The sequence below is a fragment of the Falsihalocynthiibacter sp. CO-5D18 genome (genome assembly GCF_041205445.1).
Classification (GTDB): domain Bacteria; phylum Pseudomonadota; class Alphaproteobacteria; order Rhodobacterales; family Rhodobacteraceae; genus Falsihalocynthiibacter; species Falsihalocynthiibacter arcticus.
In genome coordinates this window covers 174,211-200,405 of the sequence record NZ_JBGFCF010000004.1, presented here as the reverse complement: position 1 = coordinate 200,405, position 26,195 = coordinate 174,211, and the positions used below count along the sequence as shown (strand labels likewise).

The following is a 26,195-nucleotide window of genomic DNA, read 5'->3' as shown; positions in this document are numbered from 1 at the left end:
TTTTCTGTAGGAGTGTCAAATGGCTAAAGAAGTCCGTTTTAACACAGACGCCCGCAATCGTATGCTTGCTGGTGTGAATATTTTGGCCGATGCGGTTAAAGTAACTTTGGGCCCTAAAGGCCGCAACGTTGTGATTGAAAAATCCTTCGGCGCACCCCGTATCACCAAAGACGGTGTGACGGTTGCCAAAGAGATCGAACTTGAAGACAAGTTTGAGAACATGGGCGCACAAATGGTTAAGGAAGTTGCTTCCCGTACCAATGACGAAGCTGGCGACGGTACAACAACCGCGACAGTTTTGGCTCAAGCCATCGTTAAAGAAGGCTTGAAATCAGTTGCTGCTGGGATGAACCCAATGGACCTGAAACGCGGAATCGACTTGGCTGTTTCCAAAGTTGTTGAAGCGATCAAAGCGTCTTCCCGTCCTGTAAAAGACAGCGACGAAGTTGCGCAAGTAGGCACAATCTCCGCCAATGGCGAAGCTGAAATCGGTCGTCAAATCGCAGACGCGATGCAAAAAGTTGGCAACGAAGGCGTTATCACTGTTGAAGAGAACAAAGGTCTGGAAACAGAAACCGATGTTGTTGAAGGCATGCAGTTCGACCGCGGCTTCCTTTCCCCTTACTTCGTGACAAACCCAGACAAGATGCTCGCTCAACTTGACGACTGTCTTATCTTGCTTCACGAGAAAAAGCTTTCTTCGCTTCAGCCAATGGTTCCTTTGCTTGAAACAGTGATCCAATCCGGTAAACCACTTTTGATCATCGCAGAAGATGTTGAAGGCGAAGCGCTTGCAACTCTCGTTGTGAACAAACTTCGTGGCGGCTTGAAAATTGCGGCTGTTAAAGCTCCTGGTTTCGGCGATCGTCGTAAAGCCATGTTGCAAGACATCGCGGTTCTTACGGGTGGTCAAGTGATCTCCGAAGACCTCGGCATGAAGCTTGAGTCTGTCACAATCGACATGCTTGGTTCTGCGAAAAACATCACCATCACCAAAGACGAAACAACAATCGTTGACGGCGCTGGCGTAAAAGCAGAAATCGAAGCACGCGTTTCCCAGATCCGTACACAGATCGAAGAAACAACTTCCGATTATGACCGTGAAAAACTTCAAGAACGCGTAGCCAAATTGGCTGGTGGTGTTGCTGTTATCCGCGTTGGCGGCATGACAGAAACTGAAGTTAAAGAGCGCAAAGATCGCGTTGACGATGCATTGAACGCAACACGTGCTGCGGTTCAAGAAGGCGTTATCGTTGGTGGTGGTGTTGCTCTTATTCAAGCAGCTAAGTCTCTTATCGGCATGACAGCAGCGAACGCTGATCAAGAAGCGGGCATAGCTATTGTTATGCGTGCTCTTGAAGCGCCTCTGCGTCAAATCGCAGAAAACGCTGGTGTTGACGGTGCAGTTGTTGCGGGCAAAATCCGCGAAAGCAACGACCCAACTTTCGGCTTTAACGCTCAAACAGAAGAATATGGCGACATGTTCAAATTTGGTGTTATCGATCCTGCGAAAGTTACACGCACAGCGCTTGAAGATGCGGCCTCTATTGCTGGTCTCTTGATCACAACAGAATGCATGATCGCCGAGAAACCAGCTCCTGCTGGCGGTTCCGGTGGCGGCATGCCCGACATGGGCGGCATGGGCGGCATGATGTAAGCTTTTAGCTTCATCAGAAAATTTGAAAGGGCCTGCGGAAACGTGGGCCCTTTTCCGTTGCGGCATATGAAAATCGACAGTTTTAAAATTGTTAAAGTTTTTAAAAACTCAATGCTCTTGCCCTAAAAGGCTGATGACGTCAAAAGGCGGTATGCGTCTTTTATTTCTAGTTGCCTTAGTAATGGTGGCCTTTGCTGCTAATTCTGTCCTCAATCGATTGGCCCTTGCGCAGATGGCCATTGATCCCGCAGGCTTCGCTGCTGTGCGTCTATTGTCAGGTGGTGTTTTTCTTTGGGTCGTGGTCCTGATTCGGGGACGCAAACTTGAGTCGGGCGGCGTGGGCGGCGTTGTCTCTCTTGCGGTGTATATGGTCGGGTTTTCCTTTGCTTACATCACTTTAGGCACGGGAGTAGGGGCGCTTATTCTGTTTGGCGGCGTTCAGATCACCATGTTTGTAGGCGCAATTCTCGCGCGCGAAAGCCTTCCAAACGCGCGGTGGATTGGGGCGGCTGTTGCCTTTGCGGGGCTAATGTACCTGCTTTGGCCCTCAGACGAAGCCACGGCTCAAATCTCGTTTTCGGGAGCAGCAATGATGTCTGCCGCTGCAATCGGATGGGGAATTTATTCACTTATCGGGCGTCACGCGGTTGATCCATTGGCGACCACCGCTGGAAATTTCGTTTTCGCGATCCCCCTGTCGCTTTTGGTCGTGTTGTTGAACGCTTCCACGGCCGCATATACCCCCACGGGCATTGCCTTGGCCATAATTTCTGGGGTCGTCACGTCGGGAATGGGCTATGCGGTTTGGTACGCAGTTTTGCCCAAACTCCCTTCTACGGTTGCGGCAATTTCCATGCTGACTGTCCCGATTATCGCGTCCATCGGCGGAGTTTTGATCCTGAATGAACCGCTGACCGTTAGACTCATGGTCGCCACGGCACTGGTTTTGGCGGGTGTTTTGATTTCCCTCAAGCGTCCTTCCGCAGGGTGATCCTCACAGGTCAGGAATTCCCCTCGTATTTTTGCACAACGAGTCTTATATTTTGGCAATGATGAAACGTTTTTTAGTAGCCCTCTTTTTGTTAGTGCCCGCATCTGCCTCGGCTGAATGCGTCATTTTTCTACATGGATTGGCGCGTGGATCGAACTCCCTGTTTGCCCTTGAGCATTATTTGGTGTCAGAGGGTTATAAGGTTGTGAATCAAGGCTACCCTTCAACAAAAATGAAGGTACAGGATCTCGTTGAAATAACCTTCCCACCCGCCGTGGCAGCTTGTGGTGACGAGAAAATTAACTTTGTTACCCACTCTATGGGCGGGATTCTGGTGCGTGTTTGGGTCGCCGAAACCGAACCAGAAAATTTGGGCCGTGTGGTTATGCTTGCACCACCAAATCACGGTTCGGAACTGGTGGATATCTTGGGGGACTTGGAGCCGTTTGAGTGGGTCAATGGACCTGCGGGGCTTCAATTGGGTACTGAAGCCGACGATATGATCGCACGCATTCAAAAGTCGCAATTTGAGCTCGGTGTTATTGCGGGGGATCAAAGCCTAAATCCAATCTACTCGGCCCTGATTGAAGGGCCCGATGATGGCAAGGTCTCTGTTGCCTCGACGCGCCTCGAGTGGGCGGCGGACCATATCGTTTTGCCTGTAAATCATACGTTTATGATGAATAACGCTTTGGTCATTCGACAGGTTTACACCTTCCTTGAGGAAGGAAAATTCGACCACAATCTAACGTGGACACAGGCGGTCGAGGATCTCCTTTTGACCCAAGACCTCCTGCCTGATTTTCTGCGTTAAGGTTTCGCGGTTTTTTTAGGGACGAGGCGGTTAACGTGGCCCATTTTGCGGCCAGATTTTACATCCGCTTTTCCGTACAAATGAAGCGCGGCATTCCCTTCGTCGGCCAAGGTTGAAACGCGGTCCATATCGGTGCCAATCAGGTTGTGCATTTCTACGTCTGCATGGCGGGAACCATCCCCAAGGGGCCAGCCGACCACCGCGCGGATGTGTTGTTCGAACTGGTCGATCACACAGCCGTTTTGCGTCCAATGGCCCGAATTGTGGACGCGTGGCGCGATCTCGTTGACGATTAAACCTTCGGATGTCACGAAAAGTTCGACCCCCATGACGCCAACATAATCCAATGCATTGAGGATGTTTGCTGTCAGTAGAACCGCCTCCATCCGTTGGCTTGATGTTAGGCGGGCAGGGACGGTCGTTGTGTGTAAAATCCCGTTGCGATGGACGTTCTCGCCGGGGTCATAACAGGACACCTGACCATCTATCGAGCGGGCTCCAATGACCGAGACTTCATGCGTAAAGTTGATGAAGCCTTCGAGCACGCTCGGCGCACCCGCCATGTCGGCGAAGGCCGACGGGGCATCAACGGGCGCCATAATCCGAGCTTGCCCCTTGCCGTCATAGCCAAAACGGCGCGTTTTTAGGATGGCTGGCGTGCCGATTGTTGCAAGAGAATCTGTCAGAGCTTCGAGTGTATCAACCGCTGCGTAAGGAGCTGTTTTCAAACCAAGACCGACAAGGAAGTCCTTTTCGGTGATCCTGTCTTGTGAGACGCGAAGGGCCTCGCGGCCCGGGCGAATTGGGCACAGAGACTCGAGGTGATCGAGGGCTTCGGTTGGGATGTTTTCAAATTCGTAAGTTATGACATCTACGCTTTTGGCAAAAGCTGTGAGAGCCGCCAAATCGTCGTAATTGGCCGTTGTGACCTTGGCTGCCACGTCGCCCGCCGGAGGGTTCACTCCAGGTTCAAAAATGTGACAGGCAAAGCCCAGACGCGAGGCGGCGACCGACAGCATTCTTCCAAGCTGCCCCCCGCCCAAAATTCCAATCGTCGCACCGGTTTTTAGCATTGCTTCACTCATCACTTGGTTCTTCCGGAATGGAGGCTGCGAGGTCCTCGCGCCACTGGTCTAATCGCGCGGCAAGGTCAGGATCATTATTGGCCAGAATCCCAGCGGCCATGAGGCCCGCATTGGCAGCCCCTGCAGCGCCAATCGCCATCGTCGCGACGGGAAAGCCCTTAGGCATTTGGACGATGGAATAAAGGCTATCCACACCAGAAAGTGCGCGGGTCTGGATCGGCACGCCAACTACAGGAACACGGGTTTTACTCGCCATCATTCCGGGCAAATGCGCGGCACCACCGGCACCTGCAATAATAACCTGAAGGCCGCGCGACACGGCTGTTTTGCCGTAAGCCCAAAGGCGGTCCGGCGTGCGGTGCGCGGATACAATTTTGGTCTCATAAGGCACGCCCAATTCGTCCAGAATTTCAGCGGCGAGTTTCATTGTTGGCCAGTCGCTTTGGCTGCCCATAATGATCCCAACTTTAACATCTATCATAACATGCCCATTTCAGGGTTTGGGCCCAGTCTTTTGGGCCGAGTGCAATGGAAGCGGCACTATAGCTAACCTGAGCGGCTAGGCAATGATATCGGGCGTCAGCTCGTCTTGGATTGCCGAAATTCGGTCTTTTAGCGACAGTTTTTTGGTTTTCATCCGCCGAAGTTGCAGCTGATCGGCCAAACGAGACTCCTCCAACGCATGAATCGCAAGATCTAGGTCGCGGTGCTCCTGAGTCAAAACGGATAGTTTTACCCGCAGAACGTCGTCTCGGGGCATTTCATTCGCAGTATCCGACATGGGTTTATTAACTTTCGACTCGCATTGATTTTGCCTGAAAATAGCCTGTTTTACCGCCAGCGGGGAAAAATATGTTACCTAAAGACAACGATAAATTAACGCCCCTTGCGACTCACCTCCCGCGTGCCCATATTTAACCTAAGCGGTCGCCGCAAAGCGGGGCCATAAATAGACAGTCGCTTTTGAGAAGGACGCGTCGATGACGAAACTTACACTCGGGTCTCACCCATTTTTATTGGGGTTTGATCAACTTGAGCGCCTTGTTGAACGGACAGTCAAGTCCGGAAATGAGGGCTATCCTCCGTACAACATTGAACAAACCAGCGAAAACAGTTATCGAATATCTCTTGCTGTGGCGGGATTCGATGAGAAAGATCTGTCAATCACAGTTGAGAATAAACAACTGGTGGTTCGGGGGCGTCAATCTGAAGAAAGCGACGGTCGTGTGTATCTTCATCGTGGAATCGCCGGACGACAGTTCCAAAAGAGCTTTGTGCTGGCGGAAGGGGTGGAGGTTGGACATGCGAAAACCGAGAATGGCTTGTTGCACATCGATCTGACGCGCGCTGTACCTGATGTTGTGGTGCAAACAATTGAAATAAATAAGAAATAATCAATCGAGATTGGGGCTGGATATGAATACGAAAATGAAACTACCAAATGACGACAGCCGGATCGTTTACGTACGTCCTGTTGAGGTGGCCTCACTGCCAATGGATATTCGACTGGAAATTCCAGAGCTTACGCGCGTTTATTCGGTACATAAGGCTAATGGAGAACAGGTGGCATTGGTGAATGACCGCCAAACTGCGTTTCACTTAGCGCTGGAAAATGATTTTGTACCGATGACGGTGCACTAATAAGTCCTATGCGCGCAAGGTTTTGTGCGATTCACGTAGGTTATAAAGGAAAATACCCCGGTCGCAAAACCGGGGTATTTTTTTGCTTAGAATAAAAGCTTATGCTGTAATTAGGCCCATGCTTTCAAGTTTAAGAATGACCTGATGCGCACAGTTATCGACATCAACGTTCTCTGTTTCCACAGACAGTTCTGGTGTTAGAGGAACGTCGTAGGGGTCTGAAATTCCAGTAAACTCTTTGATCTTCCCTTCGCGCGCAAGTTTGTACAGGCCTTTGCGATCCCGACGTTCACATTCTTCGATCGACGTGGCGACGTGGACTTCAATGAAGGCCCCGAATTGATCAACTTCTTCACGTACGGCGCGGCGGGTCGTTGCATAGGGCGCGATTGGCGCACAAATGGCGATGCCACCATTTTTGGTGATTTCGCTCGCAACATATCCGATGCGGCGGATGTTTAGGTCGCGGTGTTCTTTGCTAAACCCAAGCTCAGAGCTGAGGTTTTTGCGCACGATATCACCATCAAGAAGCGTCACCGGACGGCCACCCATCTCCATGAGTTTTACCATTAAAGCATTAGCAATGGTCGATTTTCCTGAGCCAGAGAACCCAGTGAAAAAGACGGTAAACCCTTGTTTTGCGCGGGCTGGACGTGTTTTGCGTAATTCTTCTACAACGGTTGGGAAGCTAAACCATTCAGGAATTTCAAGCCCTTCCGAAAGGCGGCGGCGAAGCTCGGTGCCTGAGATGTTAAGAACAGTTACGCCCTCTTCGATCTCGTCCGCAGGTTCGTATTGGGCGCGTTCTTGCACATAGACCATGTGTTTGAAATCGACCATTTCGATGCCCATTTCCTCTTGGTGCACGCGGAATAAATCCTGCGCTTCATAGGGGCCATAGAAATCTTCGCCTTGGCTGTTTTTGCCGGGGCCTGCGTGGTCGCGACCAACGATAAAGTGGGTTACACCGTGGTTTTTGCGGATCAATCCGTGCCAAACAGCTTCGCGTGGACCTGCCATGCGCATGGCAAGGTTGAGGAGACTCATAGACGTTGTGGACGATGGATATTGGTCCAAGACGGCTTCATAACACCGCACGCGCGTGAAGTGGTCAATGTCACCGGGTTTGGTGAGGCCAACAACAGGGTGAATTAGCAAGTTGGCTTGCACTTCTTTGGCGGCACGGAATGTCAGTTCTTGGTGGGCACGATGCAGCGGGTTACGCGTTTGAAACGCGACAACTTTACGCCAGCCCATTTTGCGGAAATAGGCGCGCAACTCGTTTGGGGTGTCGCGACGGGCGCGGAAATCATAGTGCACAGGTTGTTGGATGCCCGTAATTGGACCGCCGAGGTAAATTTTTCCGGCTTGGTTGTGCAAATAATTTACTGCAGGGTGCGCATCGTCATCGGCTCCGAAAACCTTCGCGGCTTCGATGGATTTATTGGGTTCCCAACGGTCTGTCACGGTCAAGGTTGCTAGAATAACGCCTTCTTGGTCGCGCAGGGCGATATCCTGGCCCAATTCGAGGGCTTCAGCAAAGGCTTCGCCAACGTCGAGCGTGATTGGCATTGGCCAAAGCGTGCCATCTGCAAGACGCATGTTTTCAACGACGCCATTATAGTCGTCCTCGCCCAAGAAACCTTTGAGCGGATTGAATCCACCATTCATTAAGAGTTCTAGGTCGCAAATTTGACGCGGTGTAAGGTCCCACGAAACAAGGTCGGCGGCTTCTAGTTTCAATTTCTGCGCGGATTCATAGGAGACAAAAAGCTCTGGGATCGGGGCGAGGCTGGATACGGGCATAGGGTTACTCAATTCCAAAAAGGTAAATGCCCGTCATTCATGGGCGAAGAAGATTGCCGCGAAATAACGCGTTTAAGGTGTGAAATTCAAGCCAGCATCGGCCAGGTTTGCGAGTTGAGGCCAAAAACACATGGATTCGGTTGATTTTGGACGAATTTTCCAAATTTGGATGGTGGAGGGCAAAAATGGTTTCTATTTTGAAGTGGATAGGGCCGCCAGAGGGACAGGTTTCTGGCGGACCCCGTTTTTATTCGCCTGCGAGGAATCGCTCGGCTTCGAGAGCGGCCATGCACCCCATGCCAGCCGATGTCACGGCTTGGCGGTATTTATGGTCCGTTAAGTCGCCGGCGGCGAAAATGCCTGCAATGGATGTTTCGGTGGAGTCCGGTTTGGTCACAACATAGCCCCCCATGTGGGTTTCGAGGACGTCTTTCACCAATTCGTTGCTTGGCGAATGCCCGATGGCCACAAAAACACCCTTGCAAGGGATCTCGGTGATTTCGCCTGTCTTAACATTCTTTGTCCGAACACCCGTAACGCCAGTTGGGTTGTTGTCGCCAACAACTTCGACCAATTCGTTATACCAGAGCGGGAATATTTTCTCATTCTTTTCAAGACGATCAATAAGAATTCTTTCCGCCCGAAGCTCGTCGCGGCGGTGAACAAGTGTAACTTTTGATGCGAATTTTGTTAAAAACAACGCTTCTTCGACAGCTGTGTTGCCGCCACCTATGACAACAATTTCGTCACCGCGGTAAAAGAATCCGTCGCAGGTGGCACATGCCGAAACGCCAAAGCCTTTAAACTTCTCTTCACTCTCAAGGCCAAGCCATTTGGCCCGCGCACCGGTAGCGAGGATCACGGCATCGGCGGTGTAGATCGTGCCGCAGTCACCAACGGCGGTAAACGGACGCTTGGAAGTGTCGAGTGAGGTGATTATGTCGCTAATCACCTCGGTACCCACGGCGCGCGCATGGGCCTCCATGTTAATCATGAGATCAGGCCCCTGAATTTCCGTGTGGCCAGGCCAGTTTTCGACTTCGGTTGTTGTCGTCAATTGGCCGCCGGGTTCGATGCCCTGAACTAGAATCGGTTCAAGCATGGCACGGCTTGCATAGACCGCAGCAGTATACCCAGCAGGCCCAGATCCAATTATCAAAACTTTTGTGTGACGCGTTTCGGCCATTTGGCCCCCCAAATTTCTAGAAATTGCAAAGTTGCCCTAGATATAGACAGTCAATTGGCCCACGGAAACCCTTGGCCGCAGAATTGTTTGACCTGTCGCGCTATGAACTGGAAGTTCCATTTGTTGCGCAGTTGTGAAATATTATTGCGTGTGGGATGGATGTTAAGTACAATCGCGAAAATCCAAGAGTACTTAGGGTGCATTTGGCAAAAATCAAAAGAACAAGAGGAAAACTTATGCCGATAGCCAAGCTCGACCCCATTGACCGCAAAATCCTTGCTGAGCTTCAGGCTGACGGCCGCATGACCAACGTTGAACTGGCGAAACGAGTCGGTATTTCGGCTCCGCCTTGTTTGCGTCGGGTGCGTACCCTCGAAGAATCGGGCTTTATTCGCGGTTATCATGCGGATGTGAATTCGCGTGCCCTTGGTTTTGAGGTTTTGGTTTTTGCCATGGTCGGTTTGCAATCACAGGCGGAGGTTGATCTCTCGGCGTTTGAGGCGCTGTGTCAAGGTTGGCCGTTGGTCAGAGAGTGCCACATGCTCAATGGAGAGGTGGATTTCATCCTAAAGTGCGCGGCGCCAGATCTGTCGACATTTCAATCTTTTCTGACGGGCGATCTTTTGACCGCCCGCAATGTTGCGAGCGTAAAAACATCTTTGGTCATCCGCGGCGCTAAGGACGAACCTGGCGTACCTTTCGAGGTCTTGGAGCAGCGGTTAGCGCAGACTTCCTAAGCGGCAAACCCCGCAAAAATCTGTTCGAGGGCGTCGTCTTCCTCTATTCTGGGAAGACACAAGGTGCCAAAATCATCGACCGTTTCGCAATGGGGGAAAAGCCCCATGAACAAAGGTAGCATTTCGCGGCTGAGGCTCATTTCGGCTGAGTTTCCAGGATGATAGCTTTCGATTTCCAACCCATTAACCCGCAGAATTTGATGTGTTTCAAAAGCCAAATGGTAAACACGTACGGGCGTAAATGGAGTGACGGAAAATACGGTCTCGCCGTTTTGCATGGTCGCGACAGGTGCCAAAACTTGGCCTTTGGTTCGATGTCGCACCGTAAGGCGCGCTTTTGGGCCAAGAATGAGATCTGGCATGGGACGACCGAGCCCGAAACTATCGGCCGCAATACGAGTTAGAAAACCCATCTCAGGCGACTGGCCGCGCGCTCCTGCGAGGGAATCAGGAACCAATGTCGTACTGCCTATCCATAACAGCGTTTGAAAACCGTTTTCGGTGGTTTGCAAACGCATACCGGGCAGGAGATCTTCAACAGCAGTCAGTCCCGCTTCGGTGGAAAAAAGAGATCCACGGGCAATAGCCGCAAAAGCATCTTCAAAAATGGGGAGGGACGGAGCGATTTGCGAGAACTCTTCGACGTCGCCAAAAGAGTTCAGATGGGCGACCTCGTATTTCCGCATCAGAGGCATTGCGCGGAGAGGGCGCCCATTTGAACGAGCAACACGGGTCTTAGGGTCCCGTGGATTCGTCGCGAGGCTGGCGACGGGTTGGTGGGAGTGCATGTAATAGTCCTTTCGGTGCATTACATCTGCATTGGCCCCACCATTGCAGAAATTCTTATGCTCCTAAAATGGTCCAAAATTCAGTCTATTGTCAAAGGTTTGGTTCATTTGAGGTCCGGAGCGTGCGCAATGCCCCTCAAGATCATAGATTGTTTCCGAAGGCGGGACGTTTTCGCCTTAATTGAATTTTTAACGGCGGTATCACCCTGAAAATGCCAAGATTCGGCAGGCCTTCAAGTGTGGGTTGGAAATAGAGCCGGCGCAAAAAGAAAACCACCACAGCCGAGGCCATGGTGGTTAAAAAAGTGCAATAAATCCACTCAAGGGGTCGCTACGCGAAGGGAAAAACGCGCAGTCTAGGGATATAACCTAGGCGCGAACCTGTTTTACTGCCTCTGCTGCACGCAGGCGGCGAGCGATCATTGCGGCGCGACGGTTGCCACGCTCCCATGGCATTGCTGGCTGTGCTTTAGCACTTTCAGCGATTACAGCTTTCATCCAGCGGTTCTCTTTAGCCATGGGGTCTGCTCCTTGTTTAATTCGGTGTTTAACTCGGTGGGCGATGCGCCCGTTGTAATTTCTGACCTCAATATGCGGAGCAAAGTGGCCCTAGGTTGGGACAAATTGTGGAAAACTCGCGCCATTCGGCATTAATCCGGTTGGGTTTTGTTGAAACCGATGTTCCGCCCGTAAAACAAGGGAGTTTGTCGCCAAAAGATATTCCAATTGGTCGTTATGTGCAGGATTGTTTCCGTTATTGCGGCAAAAATGGGGCGCGATTCTCGGTTTTCAGAGCCGGATACAGGAAATGAGGCGCCCATAGTCGGCCTCTTTTTTGTGGACCGAGCGTCGGTAGGAATAGAATCGCTCTGAATCCGAGTAAGTGCAGTGATTTGTATATTCAGCAAAGCCGATTCCTGCCGTGCGCAAAATATGCAAACCGTAAGATGGCAGGTCGAAATGCATGCGATCGCCGACGCCTCCGCTAAAGAAACGACTAAGGCTGTCGTCTTGAAGTATAAACGTGTCAAAAAATTCGGGTCCGACTTCGTAAGCCGCTTGGCTGATGCTCGGACCAATAACGGAGGTCGTGTTTTCGCGCGCCGCTCCGAGGTCCTCCATGGCGTCCAAAGTGGCCTCTAATACACCGTTCATCGCACCCTTCCAGCCGGCGTGTGCGGCACCAATCACTCCCGCCGAATAATCCGCGAATAGGACAGGTTGGCAGTCTGCTGTCAAGATTGCGAGAGCAAGGTTCGGGGTTGCAGTAACGATTGCATCGGCTTGGACCGCTGGCTCATCTGGTCCTTTAGCCACATGCACTTTTGCAGAGTGGACTTGATGTACGCCGCAAAGGTGGTTTGGCGCAACTTGCATCGCTTGGGCGACACGATCGCGATTAACATGGACGGCTTCGCTTTGGTCGGAGGAACCGAATCCACAATTGAGGCCAGAGAAAATTCCCGACGACGCACCGCCTTTACGCGTAAAAAAGCCGTGCCGAAAAGGCGTGAGGCTATCTGCGGTGAGGATTTCAAGGGTCATGGCTAGTTCGCTTTACTCAAGTCCAGGAGGTGCCGCCTGTCCGCGAGGGGTGAGAGAGAGCACTTTGAAGAGGTTCCCCATTTCTTTGGGGTGGGTCAAGCGCCGATGTGCAGCAACATGGCTGGTAAGGGCGGGCCCCGCGAGATTTAGGGCAAGTTTGCGCGCGCGGGGCGTAATGCCGAGCCGTTCCAAAAACACGCCTTGCGGGATCATTTTCGAAACCGTGCATCCCTTTGCCGCTTCGCTTAGCGCCTCAAAATCGACATGTGCGGTCAAGTCCGCTTGTCCGGGTGTCGTGAGGGGCGACACTTTTTCATGCGCGCTGATGGCTTGGAATGTGTCGCCAAGGCTGCGCCAATCACCATAGTCGATGAACAGGGCTGCACCGCCATAAGCCGAAATGCGTGTGGCAATCTCTTGGGTGATCGACGTGGCTGCGGCGCAAATTTCCACCATATCTCCGGTTTTGGTGTCTGCGAGACGCCCCGCGAGGGATTCGATTTCTTGCGGGTCATTCAGGCCAAAGCGCAGGGTTTCATCCTGCCAGCCGATCCGGCGTTCGCACCATGTAGCGCCCTTGGAGCGGATGAATTGGCGGATTGGTAGCGCATCGAAAAACTCGTTTGCGACTAAATATAAGGGTCGGTCGGGGAGGGAGGTGACCTGACGGTGCCACGTCACGTCATACTCCGCCAAGGCATCCGCTTGACGCGCGCGCAGCGGTTCGGAGGCCTCAATCAAATGGATTTTCAGGGCGGAATGAAACCCGTCTATGGATTTGGTTGATCGCAGGATATCGTTCATCAGCGTCCCACGTCCGGGGCCAAGCTCTGCGAGAAGTATTTGATCTGGCTCACCTTGTGACATCCAAGTTTGAGCGAGGCAAAGACCGATCATTTCCCCGAACATTTGGCTGATTTCTGGCGAGGTGGTGAAGTCTCCTGCTTCGCCCAAAGGGTCGCGTGTTGTGTAATACCCTTGGGTTGGGTGCAGCAAACATTCGGCCATATAATCGGCAACCGTGAGGGGGCCGTCAGCGGCGATCCGGGCTTTAAGGTGTTGGGATAGATCAGACATATTTTTTCTTAGCATGGTGGCGTGCCCAAAAGATGAATCCCAATCCGACAGCGATCATGGGCAGGGAAAGTAGCTGCCCTTTTGATACGCCCCAGTCACCAAAGCGCACAGCATATCCAAGTGGATTGTCGGGCGTGATATAGATTGCGTCTGCCTGACGAAAGAATTCTACAAAGAACCGCGCCGTGCCGTAGCCTGCAAAGAAAAGGCCCATCGTTTGCCCCGGTATTTTGAGCCAGTCGCGCTTGAAAACCAGAAAGATCAGGATAGAACCGAGCAAAAGCCCCTCTAGACCCGCTTCATAAAGCTGGCTTGGGTGGCGTGCGCAAAGCCCATCGCCCACCAATCCGGCTGGGCCAAGGCAGTACTGTGCGTCTGTGCCCGGGAAAATAACGGCCCAAGGCACATCACTGGGATGGCCCCAAAGTTCCGCGTTAATGAAATTCGCGAGACGCCCAAGGAGGAGACCAACAGGCGCGGACATGGCGATAACGTCGCCAAGACTTAAACGCGCGATGCCGTTGCGGGTGGCGTAAATCCATGCGGCAACCACCACGCCAAGAAAGCCTCCGTGAAAGGACATTCCACCTTGCCATACGAACAGGATTTCGCTGGGGTGGCTGAAGTAATAGTCGCTGGCGTAAAAGAATACATACCCCAAGCGGCCCCCAAGGACGACGCCCAGGATCGACCACGTTAACAAATCTTCAACCCGCGCAGGCTCCATTATGGGGGTGTTGTCCGGCCAAAGCGTCGGGCGACGCAGGGCCGCAACCACGAGTCGCCATGCAATGAGAATCCCCACAATATATGCAAGGGCGTACCAGCGCAGGGCAAAGCTGAAACCACCAAGATTTAGGGTGAAAATTTCGGGCGAAATTTCGGGGAAGGGGAGGGACGCTATCATGCGCCTATCTGCCTCAGAAAAAACAGGCAAGTCAAGGTTGCGATTGTTCTGAATAAACCCCATATACTAGATGTTATACATCCTTCGACGTTGGAGTGCGTTATGCAAACCCGAAACAAGATCCTAGACGATATTTCGCAACTCATGAGCAATGCCGCCGGAGTTGCGCAGGGCGCGAAAAGCGAAGCCGAGACCGCAATGAAGGGGTTTGTGGATCGTTGGATGGCGGACCGCGATTTTGTGTCCCGCGATGAATTTGATGCGGTGCGCGCGATGGCGCAAAAGGCGCGTGAAGAAAACGAAGTGTTGAAAGTCCGTCTTGATGCGTTGGAAGCAAACCCTGCACCTGCCAAGAAGGCACCTGCCAAGAAGGCCGCGCCCAAAAAGGTGTAATATACCTTTAGAGATTCGAAATTTAGGGCGCATTTAGCGCCCTTTTTACATTTTTAGGCCAAATCTGTGGTTGGGTCGTGCGCGACTTGGGGCTTCAGAAAGCCACGCGCCCCCTAGATGTAGCGCAATTTTCTCTAATTTGACGGCTTATCCACAACTTATTGGGAGTTGGGGTTAAATATTGCTTTACAGGTCGCTTTGTATCCCACACCATATTTTGTGTATTCAATCGACGATCTGCCTTTAATTGGTGTGATCCCCTAAGTTCTTGTGGGTCTTTCTACAAGAAACAACATCTGAGGCCGAGCATGTCCCTATCTGAACAATTTTATCTAGAAGACGATGCGCACCCGATTGATATGGTTGAATCGCTGGCCCAGCATCATGCATGGGAGTTCGAACGGGTTGCGGATGATCAGATCGCGATGGCGGTTGAAGGACAATGGCGGACGTATTCGATAACGCTCGCGTGGTCTGCGCAAGACGAAACATTGCGCTTGATTTGTACGTTTGAGATGGAGCCTCCTGCTGATAAGTTGCCGAAACTGTTCGAAACGCTCAACCTTGTGAATGACGCGTGTTGGACGGGGGCGTTTACATATTGGCACGAACAACGCTTGATGGTCTATCGCTATGGATTGGTGCTGACTGGCGGCCAGCAGGCGGGGCCAGAACAGATCAACACGTTGATCAATGCGGCGGTTAGCTCCTCTGAGCGGTATTATCCCGCGTTCCAATTGTCGAACTGGGGCGATCAATCCCCCGAAGATGCGCTACAAGTTGCCATTGCAGAGGCCTACGGTCGCGCATAACCTTCGCTAAATCAAATTAGGGAATTGAGCGAATGGAAGATATTAAAGCGCGCGGACTTGTCCTTTTGGGCTGTGGTAAAATGGGGTCTGCTATGTTGGCAGGCTGGATCGCAAAAGGTCTTCCCGCAACGTCGGTCTGGATTCTTGATCCGTTTCCGTCGGATTGGCTGAAATCCCTCGGCGTTCACCTCAACGAAGATTTGCCCGCAAATCCTGCAATCGTAATTGTGGCCGTTAAGCCGCAAATGATGGACGAAGCTTTGCCAATTTTAACACCGCACGGCAATGGCGAGACACTGTTTTTGTCGGTTGTGGCGGGACGCCCAATCAAGAGTTTTGAGGCGGCGCTGGGCGCAAATACACCAGTGATCCGCTCCGTGCCCAATACACCCGCCGCCATATCGCACGGGATCACGGCGATTTTTGGCAACGATCATACCAGCCAAGCGCAAATGCAACAGGCCGAGACTCTCTTGTCTGCGGTCGGGCAGGTGGTGCGCCTGGAAAACGAAGGGCAATTGGATGCGGTGACAGCTGTTTCGGGGTCTGGTCCTGCTTATGTTTTCCACTTGATCGAAACACTGGCCGCAGCCGGAGAAGCGCAAGGTTTACCCGCCGATCTGGCCATGCAACTGGCTAAGGCAACAGTCGGTGGCGCGGGTCATCTGGCGGAAATGGCCGACGAAGATCCAACACAGTTGCGGATCAATGTCACGAGCCCCGCGGGAACCACTGCGGCGGCCCTTGCGGTTTTGATGGACCCAGAAACAGGTTTTCCGCCTCTGTTGCAGCGCGCCGTAAAAGCCGCGACAGAGCGGTCCCGTGAGTTGGCCAAATGAGCGAGGTAATCGACTTTGACGCCTTCCTAAAGGTGGATATCCGCAAAGGGACAGTGGTGCGGGCCGAACCATATCCCGAGGCCCGCAAACCAGCGATCAAGCTTTGGATCGATTTTGGCGGCGACATTGGCATTAAGAAAACCTCCGCCCAAATCACTAAGCACTACACGCCCGAAAAATTGGTCGACACCCAAGTCCTAGCCGTTGTCAATTTTCCGCCCCGTCAAGTTGGCAAATTTATGTCGGAGGTACTGGTGCTGGGTCTAGGTGACGAGAATGACGATATTGTCCTTATTCGGCCGGAAATTACCGTTCCGAATGGGGCTAGAATGCACTAAACGCTGAGGCTTCATGCAAAAAATCCTGATTACCCGAACACTAGCTGACCGCGTTCTTGACGCTGCAAAAGCGCGATTTGACGTCACATTGCGCGAGGCGGACGTCCCAATGACCGTGGCCGAGGCCGCACAGGCGCTCAGTGATTACGACGGGATTTTGCCGACATTAGGAGACGCGTTTTCGGCCGATTGCTTTGCGCTCACTCCTGCGCCGCGGTGCAAAATCCTCGCGAATTTCGGTGTGGGTTATAACCACATCGATGTGGGTGCGGCGGCCAAGGTCGGCGTTTTGGTGAGCAACACCCCCGGGGCGGTCACCGACGCGACTGCAGACATCGCTATGACCCTACTTTTGATGGCGGCACGCCGTGCAGGCGAGGGCGAGCGGATGGTGCGCGCGGGCAAATGGCAAGGCTGGGGACCAGTCCAAAATCTGGGAACCCATGTGACGGGAAAAACCGTGGCAATTCTTGGGATGGGGCGGATTGGCAAAGCTATCGCCCGTCGCTGCCACTTTGGTTTTGAGATGGATGTCGTGTTTTTCAATCGATCGTTCGTAGATAATATCGGCCTCCCAGCCGTTCAAAAGCCAACGATTGAAGAGGCGGTTTCCGGTGCAGATTTCGTGATCACGGCGGTTCCAGGGTCACCGGAAACGTATCATTTTATTGATAAGAACATCTTTGCGGCGATGAAGTCCTCGGCCATTTTCGTGAATATTTCGCGTGGCGATGTTGTAGATGAGGCGGCCCTTATTGCGGCCCTTCAAAATGGCGAAATCGCGGGGGCTGGGCTCGATGTTTATGAACAGGAACCTTTTGTGCCAGAAGCTCTGAGGGCGCTCGATAACGCGACGCTCTTGCCGCATTTAGGGACCGCCGCTTTGGAAGTTCGCGAGGCAATGGGTATGATGGCGTTAGAAAACCTATGCGCGGTCGCCGACGGAAACGCTCCGCCAAACAAGGTTTAAGCGACTGATTTCACGTGTTTTCGCGAGATGTCTTCGCCCATGGCCGCGCGCCAGTGACGGCGGCATAGGGACACGTAGGTTTCGTTGCCGCCGATCTGAACTTGGGCGCCTTCCTTGAGCACATTCCCCTGATCATCTTGGCGGATAACCATGGTTGCCTTTTTACCGCAATAACAGATGGTACGTGCTTCGCGCATTTCGTCCGCGAGAGCCAAGAGCGCCGCCGATCCGGGGAACAGTTCGCCTTGAAAATCGACACGCAGACCGTAACACATAATCGGAATTCGCAAGTCATCAACGGCACGGGCCAATTGCCAGACTTGTTCTTTCTCTAGGAATTGCGACTCGTCGATAAACACACAGGCACAGGGGTCGCTTAGCATACGCGCTTGAATTTTCGCAAAGAGATCTTCGCCTGTCTCAAACGTATCCGCATCTTCACCAATGCCAATTCGCGAGGCAATGCGCCCTTCGCCCGCGCGCTTGTCAAACCGCGCAGTCAGCAGATAGGTGTCCATGCCGCGCTCGCGATAATTATGCGCAGCCTGCAGCAGGATCGTCGATTTCCCAGCGTTCATGGTGGAAAAGTGAAAATAGAGTTTTGCCATGGGCGGAAACTATATTGCCGCCCGATTAGGATCAAGTATTAGACCGTTGAAAATGCGATTTAAGCGCGTTCCAAAATGACGGATCCCACGGAATATCCCGCGCCAAACGAGCAGATTATGCCCTTGTCGCCGACCGCCAAGTCGTCTGAGTTTTGGCTAAAAGCAATGATCGACCCCGCCGAAGACGTGTTTGCATAGTCTTGCAGAATATTTGGCTGCTCACTTGCTTCGGGGGTACGCCCAAGCACCTTTTTGCCAATGAAATCAAACATGGCTTTGTTGGCCTGATGCAGCCACATACGCTTTAGGTCGCTAACGTCGATATTTTTGTCCGCTAGGTGGGTCGACATATGTTCGGAGACCATCGGCAGAACTTCCTTAAACACTTTCCGCCCGTTTTGCATGAACTGCATGTCGCGCCGATCCGCAACGCCATCAGGGCGGGAACGGCGCAAAAAGCCATTATTATTCCGAATATTATTGGAGAATTGAGTGGCGCAGCGCGTCGAGAGGATTTTGAAATGCGGCCCCGTTGCCAATTCTTCGCGCTCTAATAATGTTGCCGTTGCAACGTCGCCAAAAATGAAATGACAATCGCGGTCCCGCCACTCAAGGTGACCTGAACAGATTTCAGGATTTACAACAAGGATCGCGCGGGCCGAGCCAGAGCGGATCATATCTGCCGCTGCTTGAATGCCGAAGGTCGCGCTGGAGCAGGCGACATTCATATCAAAACCAAAGCCCTGAATTCCAAGAAGGTCTTGAATTTCAACGGCAATTGCGGGATAGGCGCGTTCCATATTTGACGCGGCACAAATAACGGCATCTACGTCCGCCGCCGTTTTCCCCGCTTGAGCGAGTGCTTTTTTACAAGCATCAACCGCCATTTCCGCCATGATTGCGGGCTCCTCGTCGGAGCGCTGACGAAGCGTGGGGTGCAGAATTTTGGGGTCCAAAACGCCCGTTTTATCCATGACAAAACGGTTTTCAATTCCCGAGGCCCTGACGATGAACTCGCTGCTTGAATGTGATTTGGCTTTGAGGGTCCCCGCTTCGATTTGCGCGGCGTTTTCAGCATTGAATAGGTCGACGTAAGCGTTAAACGCAACGACCAATTCATCGTTTGTTATGACGTTTTCAGGGGTGAAAACACCCGTTCCTGTAATCGCAACATTATACATAACGGCCCCTTATTTACAAAGAGAGTAGGCTGGATTTTGCGCCAGTGGTCAAGGGGCCGCGAGGGCCGCCACACATCCGAGCCCTTGCGGGCTCAGATGTTCAATGGCGAAAACGGCTTATCGCTCTTGCAAGGAACGCACTTCAAGTTCCCCGTCGCGGCGGCTTTGCATCGCAAATGTCACAGCATGGGCGGCTGCGGCTGTGGTGAAATAGGGGATTTTGTCATAGAGCGCCACTGATCGAATTTCACGAGAGTCTTCAACCGCTTGCGTGCCTTCGGTGGTGTTCATGACCAGAGAGATTTCGCCGTCTTTCATGCTGTCCACAATGTTGGGACGGCCTTCGTAGACTTTGTTCGTCAGCTCAAACGGGACGTTGTTTTCCGCCAACCAAGCGCCCGTGCCACGGGTTGCGACAATTTCAAAACCCATTTCGACGAGGGCCACGCAGGCCTCCAGCATCATGTTGGTTTTGTCCATGTCTTTGATCGAAAGGAACACGCGACCTTCGGTTGGCAATTCAACGCCTGCGCCCATTTGCGCCTTAAGGAACGCGCGGTGGAAACTAGCGTCCGAGCCCATAACTTCGCCAGTCGAGCGCATTTCTGGTCCAAGGATCGTATCGACACCCGGGAACCGCGCGAATGGAAGAACAGCTTCTTTTACGGCGAAGGTTTTGATGTTTGGATCAACTAAGTCAAACGCTGACAGCTTCTCGCCTGCCATAACACGCGCGGCGATTGCGGCGATTGGGCTGTTCACGGCCTTGGCCACGAAGGGCACCGTGCGCGAGGCACGGGGATTTACTTCGATCAAGTAGATGTCCCCGTCTTTTTCGGCGAACTGAATGTTCATCAAGCCAACAACGTTCAGCGCAAGCGCCAATTGGCGTGTTTGCACCGCGAGGGTCGCCATTGTTTCTTTGGAGAGCGAGTAGGGGGGGAGCGAGCACGCGCTGTCGCCAGAGTGTACCCCAGCTTCTTCGATGTGCTGCATGATACCCGCGATATGAACATCGGTTCCATCGCAAATCGCATCGACATCGATTTCAATCGCGCCCGAAAGATAGCTGTCGAGCAGGACGGGGCTGTCACCGGACACAACCACCGCTTCCGATATATACCGCTCAAGTTGCGCCATATCCCGCACGATTTCCATGGCCCGGCCGCCCAAAACATAGGAGGGGCGAATGACCAATGGAAAGCCGATTTTAGCCGCGATCATAATCGCCTCTGCATCCGTCGAGGCAATGCCATTATTGGGTTGCAGTAGGCCAAGACGGTTCACAAGCGCTTGGAAACGTTCGCGATCCTCGGCGAGGTCGATGGCATCAGGTGAGGTTCCCAGAATAGGGATCCCTTCGGCTTCAAGGGCGTTGGCAAGCTTGAGCGGAGTCTGGCCACCAAATTGCACGATCACGCCATGCAGGGTGCCGTTCTCCTGCTCAACCCGCAGGATTTCCATCACGTGTTCAAACGTCAAAGGCTCAAAATACAGGCGATCCGAAGTGTCGTAATCTGTTGAAACTGTTTCAGGATTACAGTTGATCATGATCGTCTCGTAGCCCTGTTCGGTAAGGGCATAACAGGCATGACAACAGCAATAATCGAACTCGATTCCTTGGCCGATCCGGTTGGGACCACCGCCGAGAATGACGACTTTTTTCTTGTCACTTGGACGCGCTTCGCACTCGACGTCGCCCATCGCGGGCGCTTCGTAGGTGGAGTACATATAAGGGGTCTGTGCTTCAAATTCGGCGGCACAGGTGTCGATGCGTTTGAAAACAGCCGTTACACCCAAGTTAATCCGTGCGCGGCGAACATTTGCTTCATCGCGGCCCGTAAGAGTCGCGAGGCGTGCATCCGTGAAGCCCATCATTTTCAGGCGGCGCAAGCCCTTCTCGGTGACGGGCAAGCCGCCAGCGCGCACCTCTGCTTCGACATCCACGATTTCGCGGATCCGTGCGAGGAACCACGGATCAAACATTGTGATTTCGTGGATTTCTTCATCTGACAGGCCGTGGCGCATGGCTTGTGCGATCGTCCGCATACGGTCTGGCGTTTGCTTGCCGATTGCTTTGATGACAGCTGATTTTTCGGGGGCGCCCTCGATGATGATTTCATCAAATCCAGTGAGGTCATTTTCCATGCTCGCGAGCGCTTTTTGCAAGCTTTCGTGGATGGTACGACCCACGGCCATAACCTCGCCGACGGATTTCATCGCAGTGGTCAGGTAAGGTTCAGCACCGGGGAATTTTTCAAAGGCGAAGCGCGGGATTTTTGTGACAACATAGTCGATCGTTGGCTCAAAACTCGCAGGGGTCACGCCGGTGATGTCGTTGTCGAGTTCATCCAATGTGAAGCCCACGGCAAGTTTGGCCGCGATCTTCGCGATCGGGAAACCTGTTGCTTTGGAGGCAAGGGCGGAGGAGCGCGACACGCGGGGGTTCATCTCGATCACGACCATACGACCGTCGGCGGGGTTTACAGCCCACTGAACGTTCGAGCCGCCCGTTTCCACGCCGATTTCGCGCAGAACGTTGATCGAGTGCGTCCGCATTATTTGGTATTCTTTGTCCGTCAACGTGAGGGCAGGGGCCACAGTGATGGAATCACCTGTGTGCACCCCCATTGGGTCGACGTTCTCAATGGCGCAAACGATGATGGCGTTGTCGGCGGTGTCGCGCACAACTTCCATCTCAAACTCTTTCCAACCCAGAAGCGACTCATCCACGAGGATTTGGTTCACGGGCGAGGCGTCCATGCCGGTACGGCAGAAATGTTCAAAATCTTCACGGTTGTACGCTACGCCGCCGCCTGTACCACCAAGGGTAAATGCGGGGCGGATGATGGCGGGAAGGCCAATGTCTTCGAGGCTCTCAAGCGCGATGCGCACGCCTTCGTTGAGGTCGGCTTTGCCGTTGGGTAGCTTTGGCGCGGTCACAATGGTCGCGCGTGGGTTTTCAATACCCAAACGATCCATGGCTTCGCGGAACAATTTGCGATCCTCGGCCATTTCGATGGCCTCACGTTTGGCTCCGATCATTTCGACGTTGAATTTCTTTAGAACGCCCATTTCCTCAAGCGCGAGCGAGGTGTTGAGGCCCGTTTGACCGCCCATTGTAGGCAGGAGCGCATCGGGGCGCTCTTTTTCGATGATTTTGGCAACAATTTCGGGGGTGATAGGTTCAATATATGTGGCATCCGCGAGGGTCGGATCGGTCATGATCGTCGCTGGATTTGAGTTCACAAGGATGACGCGATAGCCCTCTTCGCGCAGCGCTTTACACGCCTGTGCACCAGAGTAGTCAAATTCGCAGGCTTGCCCAATAACGATAGGCCCCGCTCCAATGATCATGATGGATTTGATATCGGTTCTTTTTGGCATGGTGCGCCCCCAGACAACAGGTTCAAGCAAATTGTCGTGGGTTATAGACATGGGGCGCGTGGGCGCAAGCCCTTAAGCGGGAATCGCGCTGTCTTTGGCGGAGGCTTGTTGGGTTAAGGCGACGGGGTGTCGATCTTTTGCCAAGAGATAGGCCCAAACCGCGCAATAGGTAGCTAAGCAACTAAAGCCAACCAATTGAGGGACGTTCATAGAATTCGATAGGCCCTCGTAGGTCGGCAACAACCCCATCGCCAAAGGAATAAAGCAAATCGCCAATGTGCGAAGTCCGACACGAAAACCCAAAAAGGCCAAAATCGCGGGGGCAAAGCTGGCGGCGGGCAAAAAATGATAGCCCCATGCGAGAGGGCTCATGAGGGATACAAGGGTCAACGCAAAAGGCCAAAGGGCGAGCGGATTACGATCTCGGGTTTTGTAGGCGACAAGCGCGAGGGTAATTGCTGACAACAGTATTACAAGTTGGCTCAAAATCATCCAGATTGCTGGTTTGGCCATCGCCAGTTGACCGATTTGAATTCCATTTAGAGCATCAGCATCGAGTTCGCTTGCCGCTGATGTGCTGAAAACGAGTTGTTCTTGGAAAAACACATTCGCGATAGAGGTCTCAAGCGCGTAGTTTGTTTTGTTTAAAAATACACCGTTTGAAATGACCCGAACTTGCTCAAGGAAGACCTCGTGCAAGGGCCAGCCAGAAATGAAGATCGACAAAAGGCCAATAGCACCGCCACCAATTATAAAGGACGCCGCGGCGCGATTCTTGCCCTGCGCAAGCCAAAAAATGGCAAAGAAAACGGGGTATAGCTTAATCGCTGCCGCCAAGCCCATGGCGAAACCGCCGATAATAGGCGCGTTCGCCCGTTCACGTTCAAGGCCAAGGAGTATGAGAAAACTGACAAGGATTTGGACTTGGTTCTGAAAAAGCCCGATTGTTCCAAGGGTCGTTGTCATCAAAATAATCATCACGAGCGCCACGTAAACGGGTGCGCGGATTCCCTTCATTCCGGCCAAACAACAAAAACGCCACGCCAAGAATGCCATCCCCCCCATCAGGATCGGATTTATGACGCCCGCAATGGTGGATAACGTGTGAAACGTCGTGAGTGTTGTCAGTTTTGCGAATAATGCCGCCCAAATGGGGGGGTAAATATAAGAGTAAACTGGCGTCGTTTGGCCCTGTGCCGCAACATGAGCGATCCACTCAGGCGAGGGCTTGCTGGTGAAGTATTCGGTGTCTGGGGGGTAGATTTGGTCGAATGCGCCCGCCTGGTAAAACTCTCCGGCCACCCAAAGCGCTTGAAAATCGGCGGCGACATCTGGATTAAACGTCGTGACGGATATGATCGTGGCAATAGAAATCACCAACACGACCCATAAAAAATCGGATTTCATACCCACTACTCCTGCTCGCACGTGCCATTTTTTTGGGCCCAAATAGGATAATGTCCCCGTGGCTTTTGCGGATCACGATAGGTCGCGCGCCCAGTTAAGACCATGTATTCAGGTTGATGGCGGGTTAAAACGGGCAACTGTGTGATGTTTGCACCTTAATCCCGTGCGCTTCTATTGACTTTTCCACCCTAAAACGGTGTATCGGCATTCGAACCACTTCACTTCGTCGTCTTTCAAAGGAAAACGCCATGCACGCCTATCGCAGCCATACTTGCGCCGTTCTGACCAGCGCCAATGTAGGAGACACTGTTCGTCTCTCTGGCTGGGTACATCGCGTGCGAGATCACGGTGGCCTTTTGTTTATCGACTTGCGCGATCATTATGGCATCACTCAGGTTATCGCCGACCCCGACAGCCCCGTTTTTGCTGCCCTCGAAAAAGTGCGCTCTGAATGGTGTATTCGCATTGATGGTACCGTTATGGCGCGCGACGCGGGCCTTGTGAATAAAGCTATTCCGACGGGCGAAATCGAAGTTTTTGTACGTGATCTTGAAGTTTTGGGCCAGTCCGAGGAACTTCCGCTGATGGTCTTTGGCGATCAAGAATACCCTGAAGAAACCCGCCTGAAGTATCGCTACCTCGACCTGCGTCGTGAAAAACTTCAGAAAAACATGAAGTTGCGCTCGGATGTAGTGGCCTCCATGCGTCGTCGCATGTGGGATGGCGGCTTTCGCGAATATCAAACGCCGATCATCACAGCCTCAAGCCCAGAAGGCGCACGCGACTTTCTTGTGCCGTCGCGCCAACATCCCGGAAAATTCTACGCGCTGCCACAGGCTCCGCAGCAATTCAAACAGCTGATTATGGTCTCGGGTTTCGACAAGTATTTCCAAATCGCGCCTTGTTTCCGCGACGAAGATCCACGCGCCGATCGCTCACCCACCGATTTCTACCAACTCGATCTTGAGATGTCTTTCGTGAGCCAGCAAGACGTGTTTGACACAATCCAGCCCGTCCTCACTGGTATTTTTGAGGAGTTCGGCGGCGACAAAAAAGTCGACCAAACGTGGGAGCAAATCTCCTATCGCGACGCAGCGCTTTGGTATGGCTCCGACAAGCCCGACTTACGTAACCCGATTAAAATGCAGGTTGTGTCCGAGCATTTCCGCGGTTCTGGTTTTGCGATCTTTGCTAAAATGCTGGAAAACGAGGGCACCGAAGTGCGCGCCATTCCTGCACCTAAAGGTGGCTCGCGCAAATTCTGTGACCGTATGAACAGCTTCGCTCAGGCTGAAGGTCTTCCGGGCATGGGCTATATTTTCTGGCGTGATCAGGGTGAAGGCCTTGAAGCGGCAGGCCCCTTGGCCAAAAACATCGGCCCAGAACGTACAGAGGCAATCCGCCAGCAACTTGGCCTCGGCCTTGGCGACGCGGCGTTCTTCCTCGCAGGTAAACCAAAAGCGTTCGAAGCTGTTGCGGGCCGTGCGCGCAACGTGATTGGGGAAGAGCTCAAACTCACCGATCCAAACCGGTTTGCCTTTGCGTGGATCGTCGATTTCCCAATCTACGAAGCCGACGAAGAAACCGGAAAAATCGATTTTGAACACAACCCGTTCTCGATGCCACAAGGCGGTATGGACGCGCTAAATGGCAATCCTCTAGAGGTCTTGGGCTTCCAATATGACCTTGCCTGTAACGGCTATGAGCTCCTATCCGGCGCGATCCGGAACCACCGTCCTGAGATCATGTACAAAGCGTTTGAAATCGCGGGGTATGGCGCCGAAGAAGTTAATAAACGCTTTGGCGGCATGGTCAGCGCGTTCAAATATGGCGCTCCTCCCCACGGTGGTTGCGCCGCAGGGATCGACCGGATCGTGATGTTGTTGGCTGAAGAAGCCAACATTCGCGAAGTCATCATGTTCCCAATGAATCAACGTGCCGAAGATGTGATGATGAGCGCCCCGAGCGAACCCATGAGTGAACAGCTTATGGAGCTTGGTTTGCGCGTTATTCCACAGGACTAAAT

General features: G+C 52.8%; 26 protein-coding genes. 12 read left to right on the top strand and 14 right to left on the bottom strand.

The window, feature by feature from the left end:
- Positions 1 to 19: 19 nt before the first annotated feature.
- The 3 genes from groL to AB9F27_RS07460 all read left to right on the top strand — a co-directional run bounded on the left by groL (position 20) and on the right by AB9F27_RS07460 (position 3,462).
- On the top strand, positions 20 to 1,657 hold the full coding sequence (gene groL / locus AB9F27_RS07470; RefSeq protein ID WP_335586089.1) for a chaperonin GroEL: 1,638 nt from the start codon (positions 20 to 22) through the stop codon (positions 1,655 to 1,657).
- A 151-nt stretch (positions 1,658 to 1,808) separates the two neighbouring features.
- Complete coding sequence (locus AB9F27_RS07465) at positions 1,809 to 2,648, top strand: DMT family transporter (protein ID WP_335586090.1); 840 nt, start codon at positions 1,809 to 1,811, stop codon at positions 2,646 to 2,648.
- A gap of 61 nt (positions 2,649 to 2,709) precedes the next feature.
- Positions 2,710 to 3,462: an alpha/beta fold hydrolase gene (locus AB9F27_RS07460; protein ID WP_335586114.1), complete on the top strand. Its 753-nt coding sequence runs from the start codon at positions 2,710 to 2,712 to the stop codon at positions 3,460 to 3,462.
- Here AB9F27_RS07460 and AB9F27_RS07455 read toward each other — a convergent pair.
- From AB9F27_RS07455 to AB9F27_RS07445, 3 genes are all read right to left on the bottom strand, one after another.
- Positions 3,459 to 4,547 (bottom strand): 5-(carboxyamino)imidazole ribonucleotide synthase, encoded by a 1,089-nt coding sequence (locus AB9F27_RS07455; protein ID WP_335586091.1) that lies wholly within the window; start codon positions 4,545 to 4,547, stop codon positions 3,459 to 3,461. The two genes, AB9F27_RS07460 and AB9F27_RS07455, sit on opposite strands and share 4 nt — an antisense overlap.
- Positions 4,540 to 5,028 (bottom strand): 5-(carboxyamino)imidazole ribonucleotide mutase, encoded by a 489-nt coding sequence (gene purE / locus AB9F27_RS07450; protein ID WP_335586092.1) that lies wholly within the window; start codon positions 5,026 to 5,028, stop codon positions 4,540 to 4,542. Before purE ends, AB9F27_RS07455 begins: the two co-directional genes overlap by 8 nt.
- A 78-nt stretch (positions 5,029 to 5,106) precedes the next feature.
- Complete coding sequence (locus AB9F27_RS07445; RefSeq protein ID WP_039004387.1) at positions 5,107 to 5,328, bottom strand: YdcH family protein; 222 nt, start codon at positions 5,326 to 5,328, stop codon at positions 5,107 to 5,109.
- Positions 5,329 to 5,527: 199 nt separating this feature from the next.
- On the opposite strand from AB9F27_RS07445, the gene AB9F27_RS07440 reads away from it, so the two are divergent.
- Both AB9F27_RS07440 and AB9F27_RS07435 read left to right on the top strand, forming a co-directional pair.
- Positions 5,528 to 5,941, top strand: a complete 414-nt coding sequence (locus AB9F27_RS07440; protein ID WP_335586093.1) for an Hsp20 family protein — start codon at positions 5,528 to 5,530, stop codon at positions 5,939 to 5,941.
- A 22-nt stretch (positions 5,942 to 5,963) separates the two neighbouring features.
- Positions 5,964 to 6,188 (top strand): DUF1150 family protein, encoded by a 225-nt coding sequence (locus AB9F27_RS07435; protein WP_039004385.1) that lies wholly within the window; start codon positions 5,964 to 5,966, stop codon positions 6,186 to 6,188.
- A 99-nt stretch (positions 6,189 to 6,287) separates the two neighbouring features.
- Here AB9F27_RS07435 and AB9F27_RS07430 read toward each other — a convergent pair whose 3' ends face one another.
- Entirely contained in the window at positions 6,288 to 7,994 is a 1,707-nt protein-coding gene (locus AB9F27_RS07430) for a bifunctional sulfate adenylyltransferase/adenylylsulfate kinase (protein ID WP_335586094.1), read from the bottom strand.
- Positions 7,995 to 8,241: 247 nt separating this feature from the next.
- Entirely contained in the window at positions 8,242 to 9,180 is a 939-nt protein-coding gene (gene trxB, locus AB9F27_RS07425) for a thioredoxin-disulfide reductase (protein WP_335586095.1), read from the bottom strand.
- A 236-nt stretch (positions 9,181 to 9,416) separates the two neighbouring features.
- Between trxB and AB9F27_RS07420 the strand changes: the two genes are divergently transcribed.
- Positions 9,417 to 9,917: an Lrp/AsnC family transcriptional regulator gene (locus tag AB9F27_RS07420; RefSeq protein WP_039004382.1), complete on the top strand. Its 501-nt coding sequence runs from the start codon at positions 9,417 to 9,419 to the stop codon at positions 9,915 to 9,917.
- On the opposite strand, the gene AB9F27_RS07415 is transcribed toward AB9F27_RS07420, so the two are convergent.
- The 5 genes from AB9F27_RS07415 to lgt all read right to left on the bottom strand — a co-directional run bounded on the left by AB9F27_RS07415 (position 9,914) and on the right by lgt (position 14,234).
- Positions 9,914 to 10,705, bottom strand: a complete 792-nt coding sequence (locus AB9F27_RS07415; RefSeq protein WP_335586096.1) for a Hint domain-containing protein — start codon at positions 10,703 to 10,705, stop codon at positions 9,914 to 9,916. The two genes, AB9F27_RS07420 and AB9F27_RS07415, sit on opposite strands and share 4 nt — an antisense overlap.
- 369 nt (positions 10,706 to 11,074) lie before the next feature.
- The gene (locus tag AB9F27_RS07410) at positions 11,075 to 11,224 is read right to left on the bottom strand and encodes a hypothetical protein (RefSeq protein WP_335586097.1); all 150 of its coding nucleotides are present in this window, start codon (positions 11,222 to 11,224) and stop codon (positions 11,075 to 11,077) included.
- Positions 11,225 to 11,494: 270 nt separating this feature from the next.
- On the bottom strand, positions 11,495 to 12,250 hold the full coding sequence (gene pgeF, locus AB9F27_RS07405; RefSeq protein WP_335586099.1) for a peptidoglycan editing factor PgeF: 756 nt from the start codon (positions 12,248 to 12,250) through the stop codon (positions 11,495 to 11,497).
- A 12-nt stretch (positions 12,251 to 12,262) separates the two neighbouring features.
- Positions 12,263 to 13,327, bottom strand: coding sequence for an SAM-dependent methyltransferase (locus AB9F27_RS07400; RefSeq protein ID WP_335586100.1), 1,065 nt, complete (start codon positions 13,325 to 13,327; stop codon positions 12,263 to 12,265).
- Positions 13,320 to 14,234, bottom strand: coding sequence for a prolipoprotein diacylglyceryl transferase (gene lgt / locus AB9F27_RS07395; RefSeq protein ID WP_335586101.1), 915 nt, complete (start codon positions 14,232 to 14,234; stop codon positions 13,320 to 13,322). Before lgt ends, AB9F27_RS07400 begins: the two co-directional genes overlap by 8 nt.
- Positions 14,235 to 14,336: 102 nt before the next feature.
- Between lgt and AB9F27_RS07390 the strand changes: the two genes are divergently transcribed.
- The 5 genes from AB9F27_RS07390 to AB9F27_RS07370 all read left to right on the top strand — a co-directional run bounded on the left by AB9F27_RS07390 (position 14,337) and on the right by AB9F27_RS07370 (position 17,586).
- A complete protein-coding gene (locus tag AB9F27_RS07390) occupies positions 14,337 to 14,627 on the top strand; it encodes an accessory factor UbiK family protein (RefSeq protein WP_335586102.1) in 291 nt (96 codons plus the stop codon).
- A gap of 308 nt (positions 14,628 to 14,935) precedes the next feature.
- Positions 14,936 to 15,439, top strand: a complete 504-nt coding sequence (locus AB9F27_RS07385) for a YbjN domain-containing protein (RefSeq protein WP_335586103.1) — start codon at positions 14,936 to 14,938, stop codon at positions 15,437 to 15,439.
- A 32-nt stretch (positions 15,440 to 15,471) separates the two neighbouring features.
- Positions 15,472 to 16,278 (top strand): pyrroline-5-carboxylate reductase, encoded by an 807-nt coding sequence (gene proC, locus AB9F27_RS07380; RefSeq protein WP_335586104.1) that lies wholly within the window; start codon positions 15,472 to 15,474, stop codon positions 16,276 to 16,278.
- On the top strand, positions 16,275 to 16,616 hold the full coding sequence (locus AB9F27_RS07375) for a tRNA-binding protein (RefSeq protein ID WP_335586105.1): 342 nt from the start codon (positions 16,275 to 16,277) through the stop codon (positions 16,614 to 16,616). Before proC ends, AB9F27_RS07375 begins: the two co-directional genes overlap by 4 nt.
- Before the next feature lie 13 nt (positions 16,617 to 16,629).
- A complete protein-coding gene (locus tag AB9F27_RS07370; RefSeq protein WP_335586106.1) occupies positions 16,630 to 17,586 on the top strand; it encodes a D-glycerate dehydrogenase in 957 nt (318 codons plus the stop codon).
- On the opposite strand, the gene AB9F27_RS07365 is transcribed toward AB9F27_RS07370, so the two are convergent.
- The 4 genes from AB9F27_RS07365 to AB9F27_RS07350 form a co-directional block, all read right to left on the bottom strand.
- On the bottom strand, positions 17,583 to 18,194 hold the full coding sequence (locus tag AB9F27_RS07365; protein ID WP_335586107.1) for a thymidine kinase: 612 nt from the start codon (positions 18,192 to 18,194) through the stop codon (positions 17,583 to 17,585). The genes AB9F27_RS07370 and AB9F27_RS07365 overlap by 4 nt on opposite strands.
- 59 nt (positions 18,195 to 18,253) lie before the next feature.
- Positions 18,254 to 19,375 carry a beta-ketoacyl-ACP synthase III gene (locus AB9F27_RS07360; protein ID WP_335586108.1) on the bottom strand — a complete coding sequence of 374 codons (1,122 nt, stop codon included), beginning with the start codon at positions 19,373 to 19,375 and terminating at the stop codon, positions 18,254 to 18,256.
- Between the two features lie 117 nt (positions 19,376 to 19,492).
- Entirely contained in the window at positions 19,493 to 22,762 is a 3,270-nt protein-coding gene (gene carB, locus AB9F27_RS07355; RefSeq protein WP_335586109.1) for a carbamoyl-phosphate synthase large subunit, read from the bottom strand.
- 72 nt (positions 22,763 to 22,834) lie between these two features.
- Complete coding sequence (locus AB9F27_RS07350) at positions 22,835 to 24,169, bottom strand: glycosyltransferase family 87 protein (protein WP_335586110.1); 1,335 nt, start codon at positions 24,167 to 24,169, stop codon at positions 22,835 to 22,837.
- Positions 24,170 to 24,417: 248 nt separating this feature from the next.
- On the opposite strand from AB9F27_RS07350, the gene aspS reads away from it, so the two are divergent.
- Complete coding sequence (aspS, locus tag AB9F27_RS07345) at positions 24,418 to 26,193, top strand: aspartate--tRNA ligase (RefSeq protein WP_335586111.1); 1,776 nt, start codon at positions 24,418 to 24,420, stop codon at positions 26,191 to 26,193.
- Positions 26,194 to 26,195: the final 2 nt, after the last annotated feature.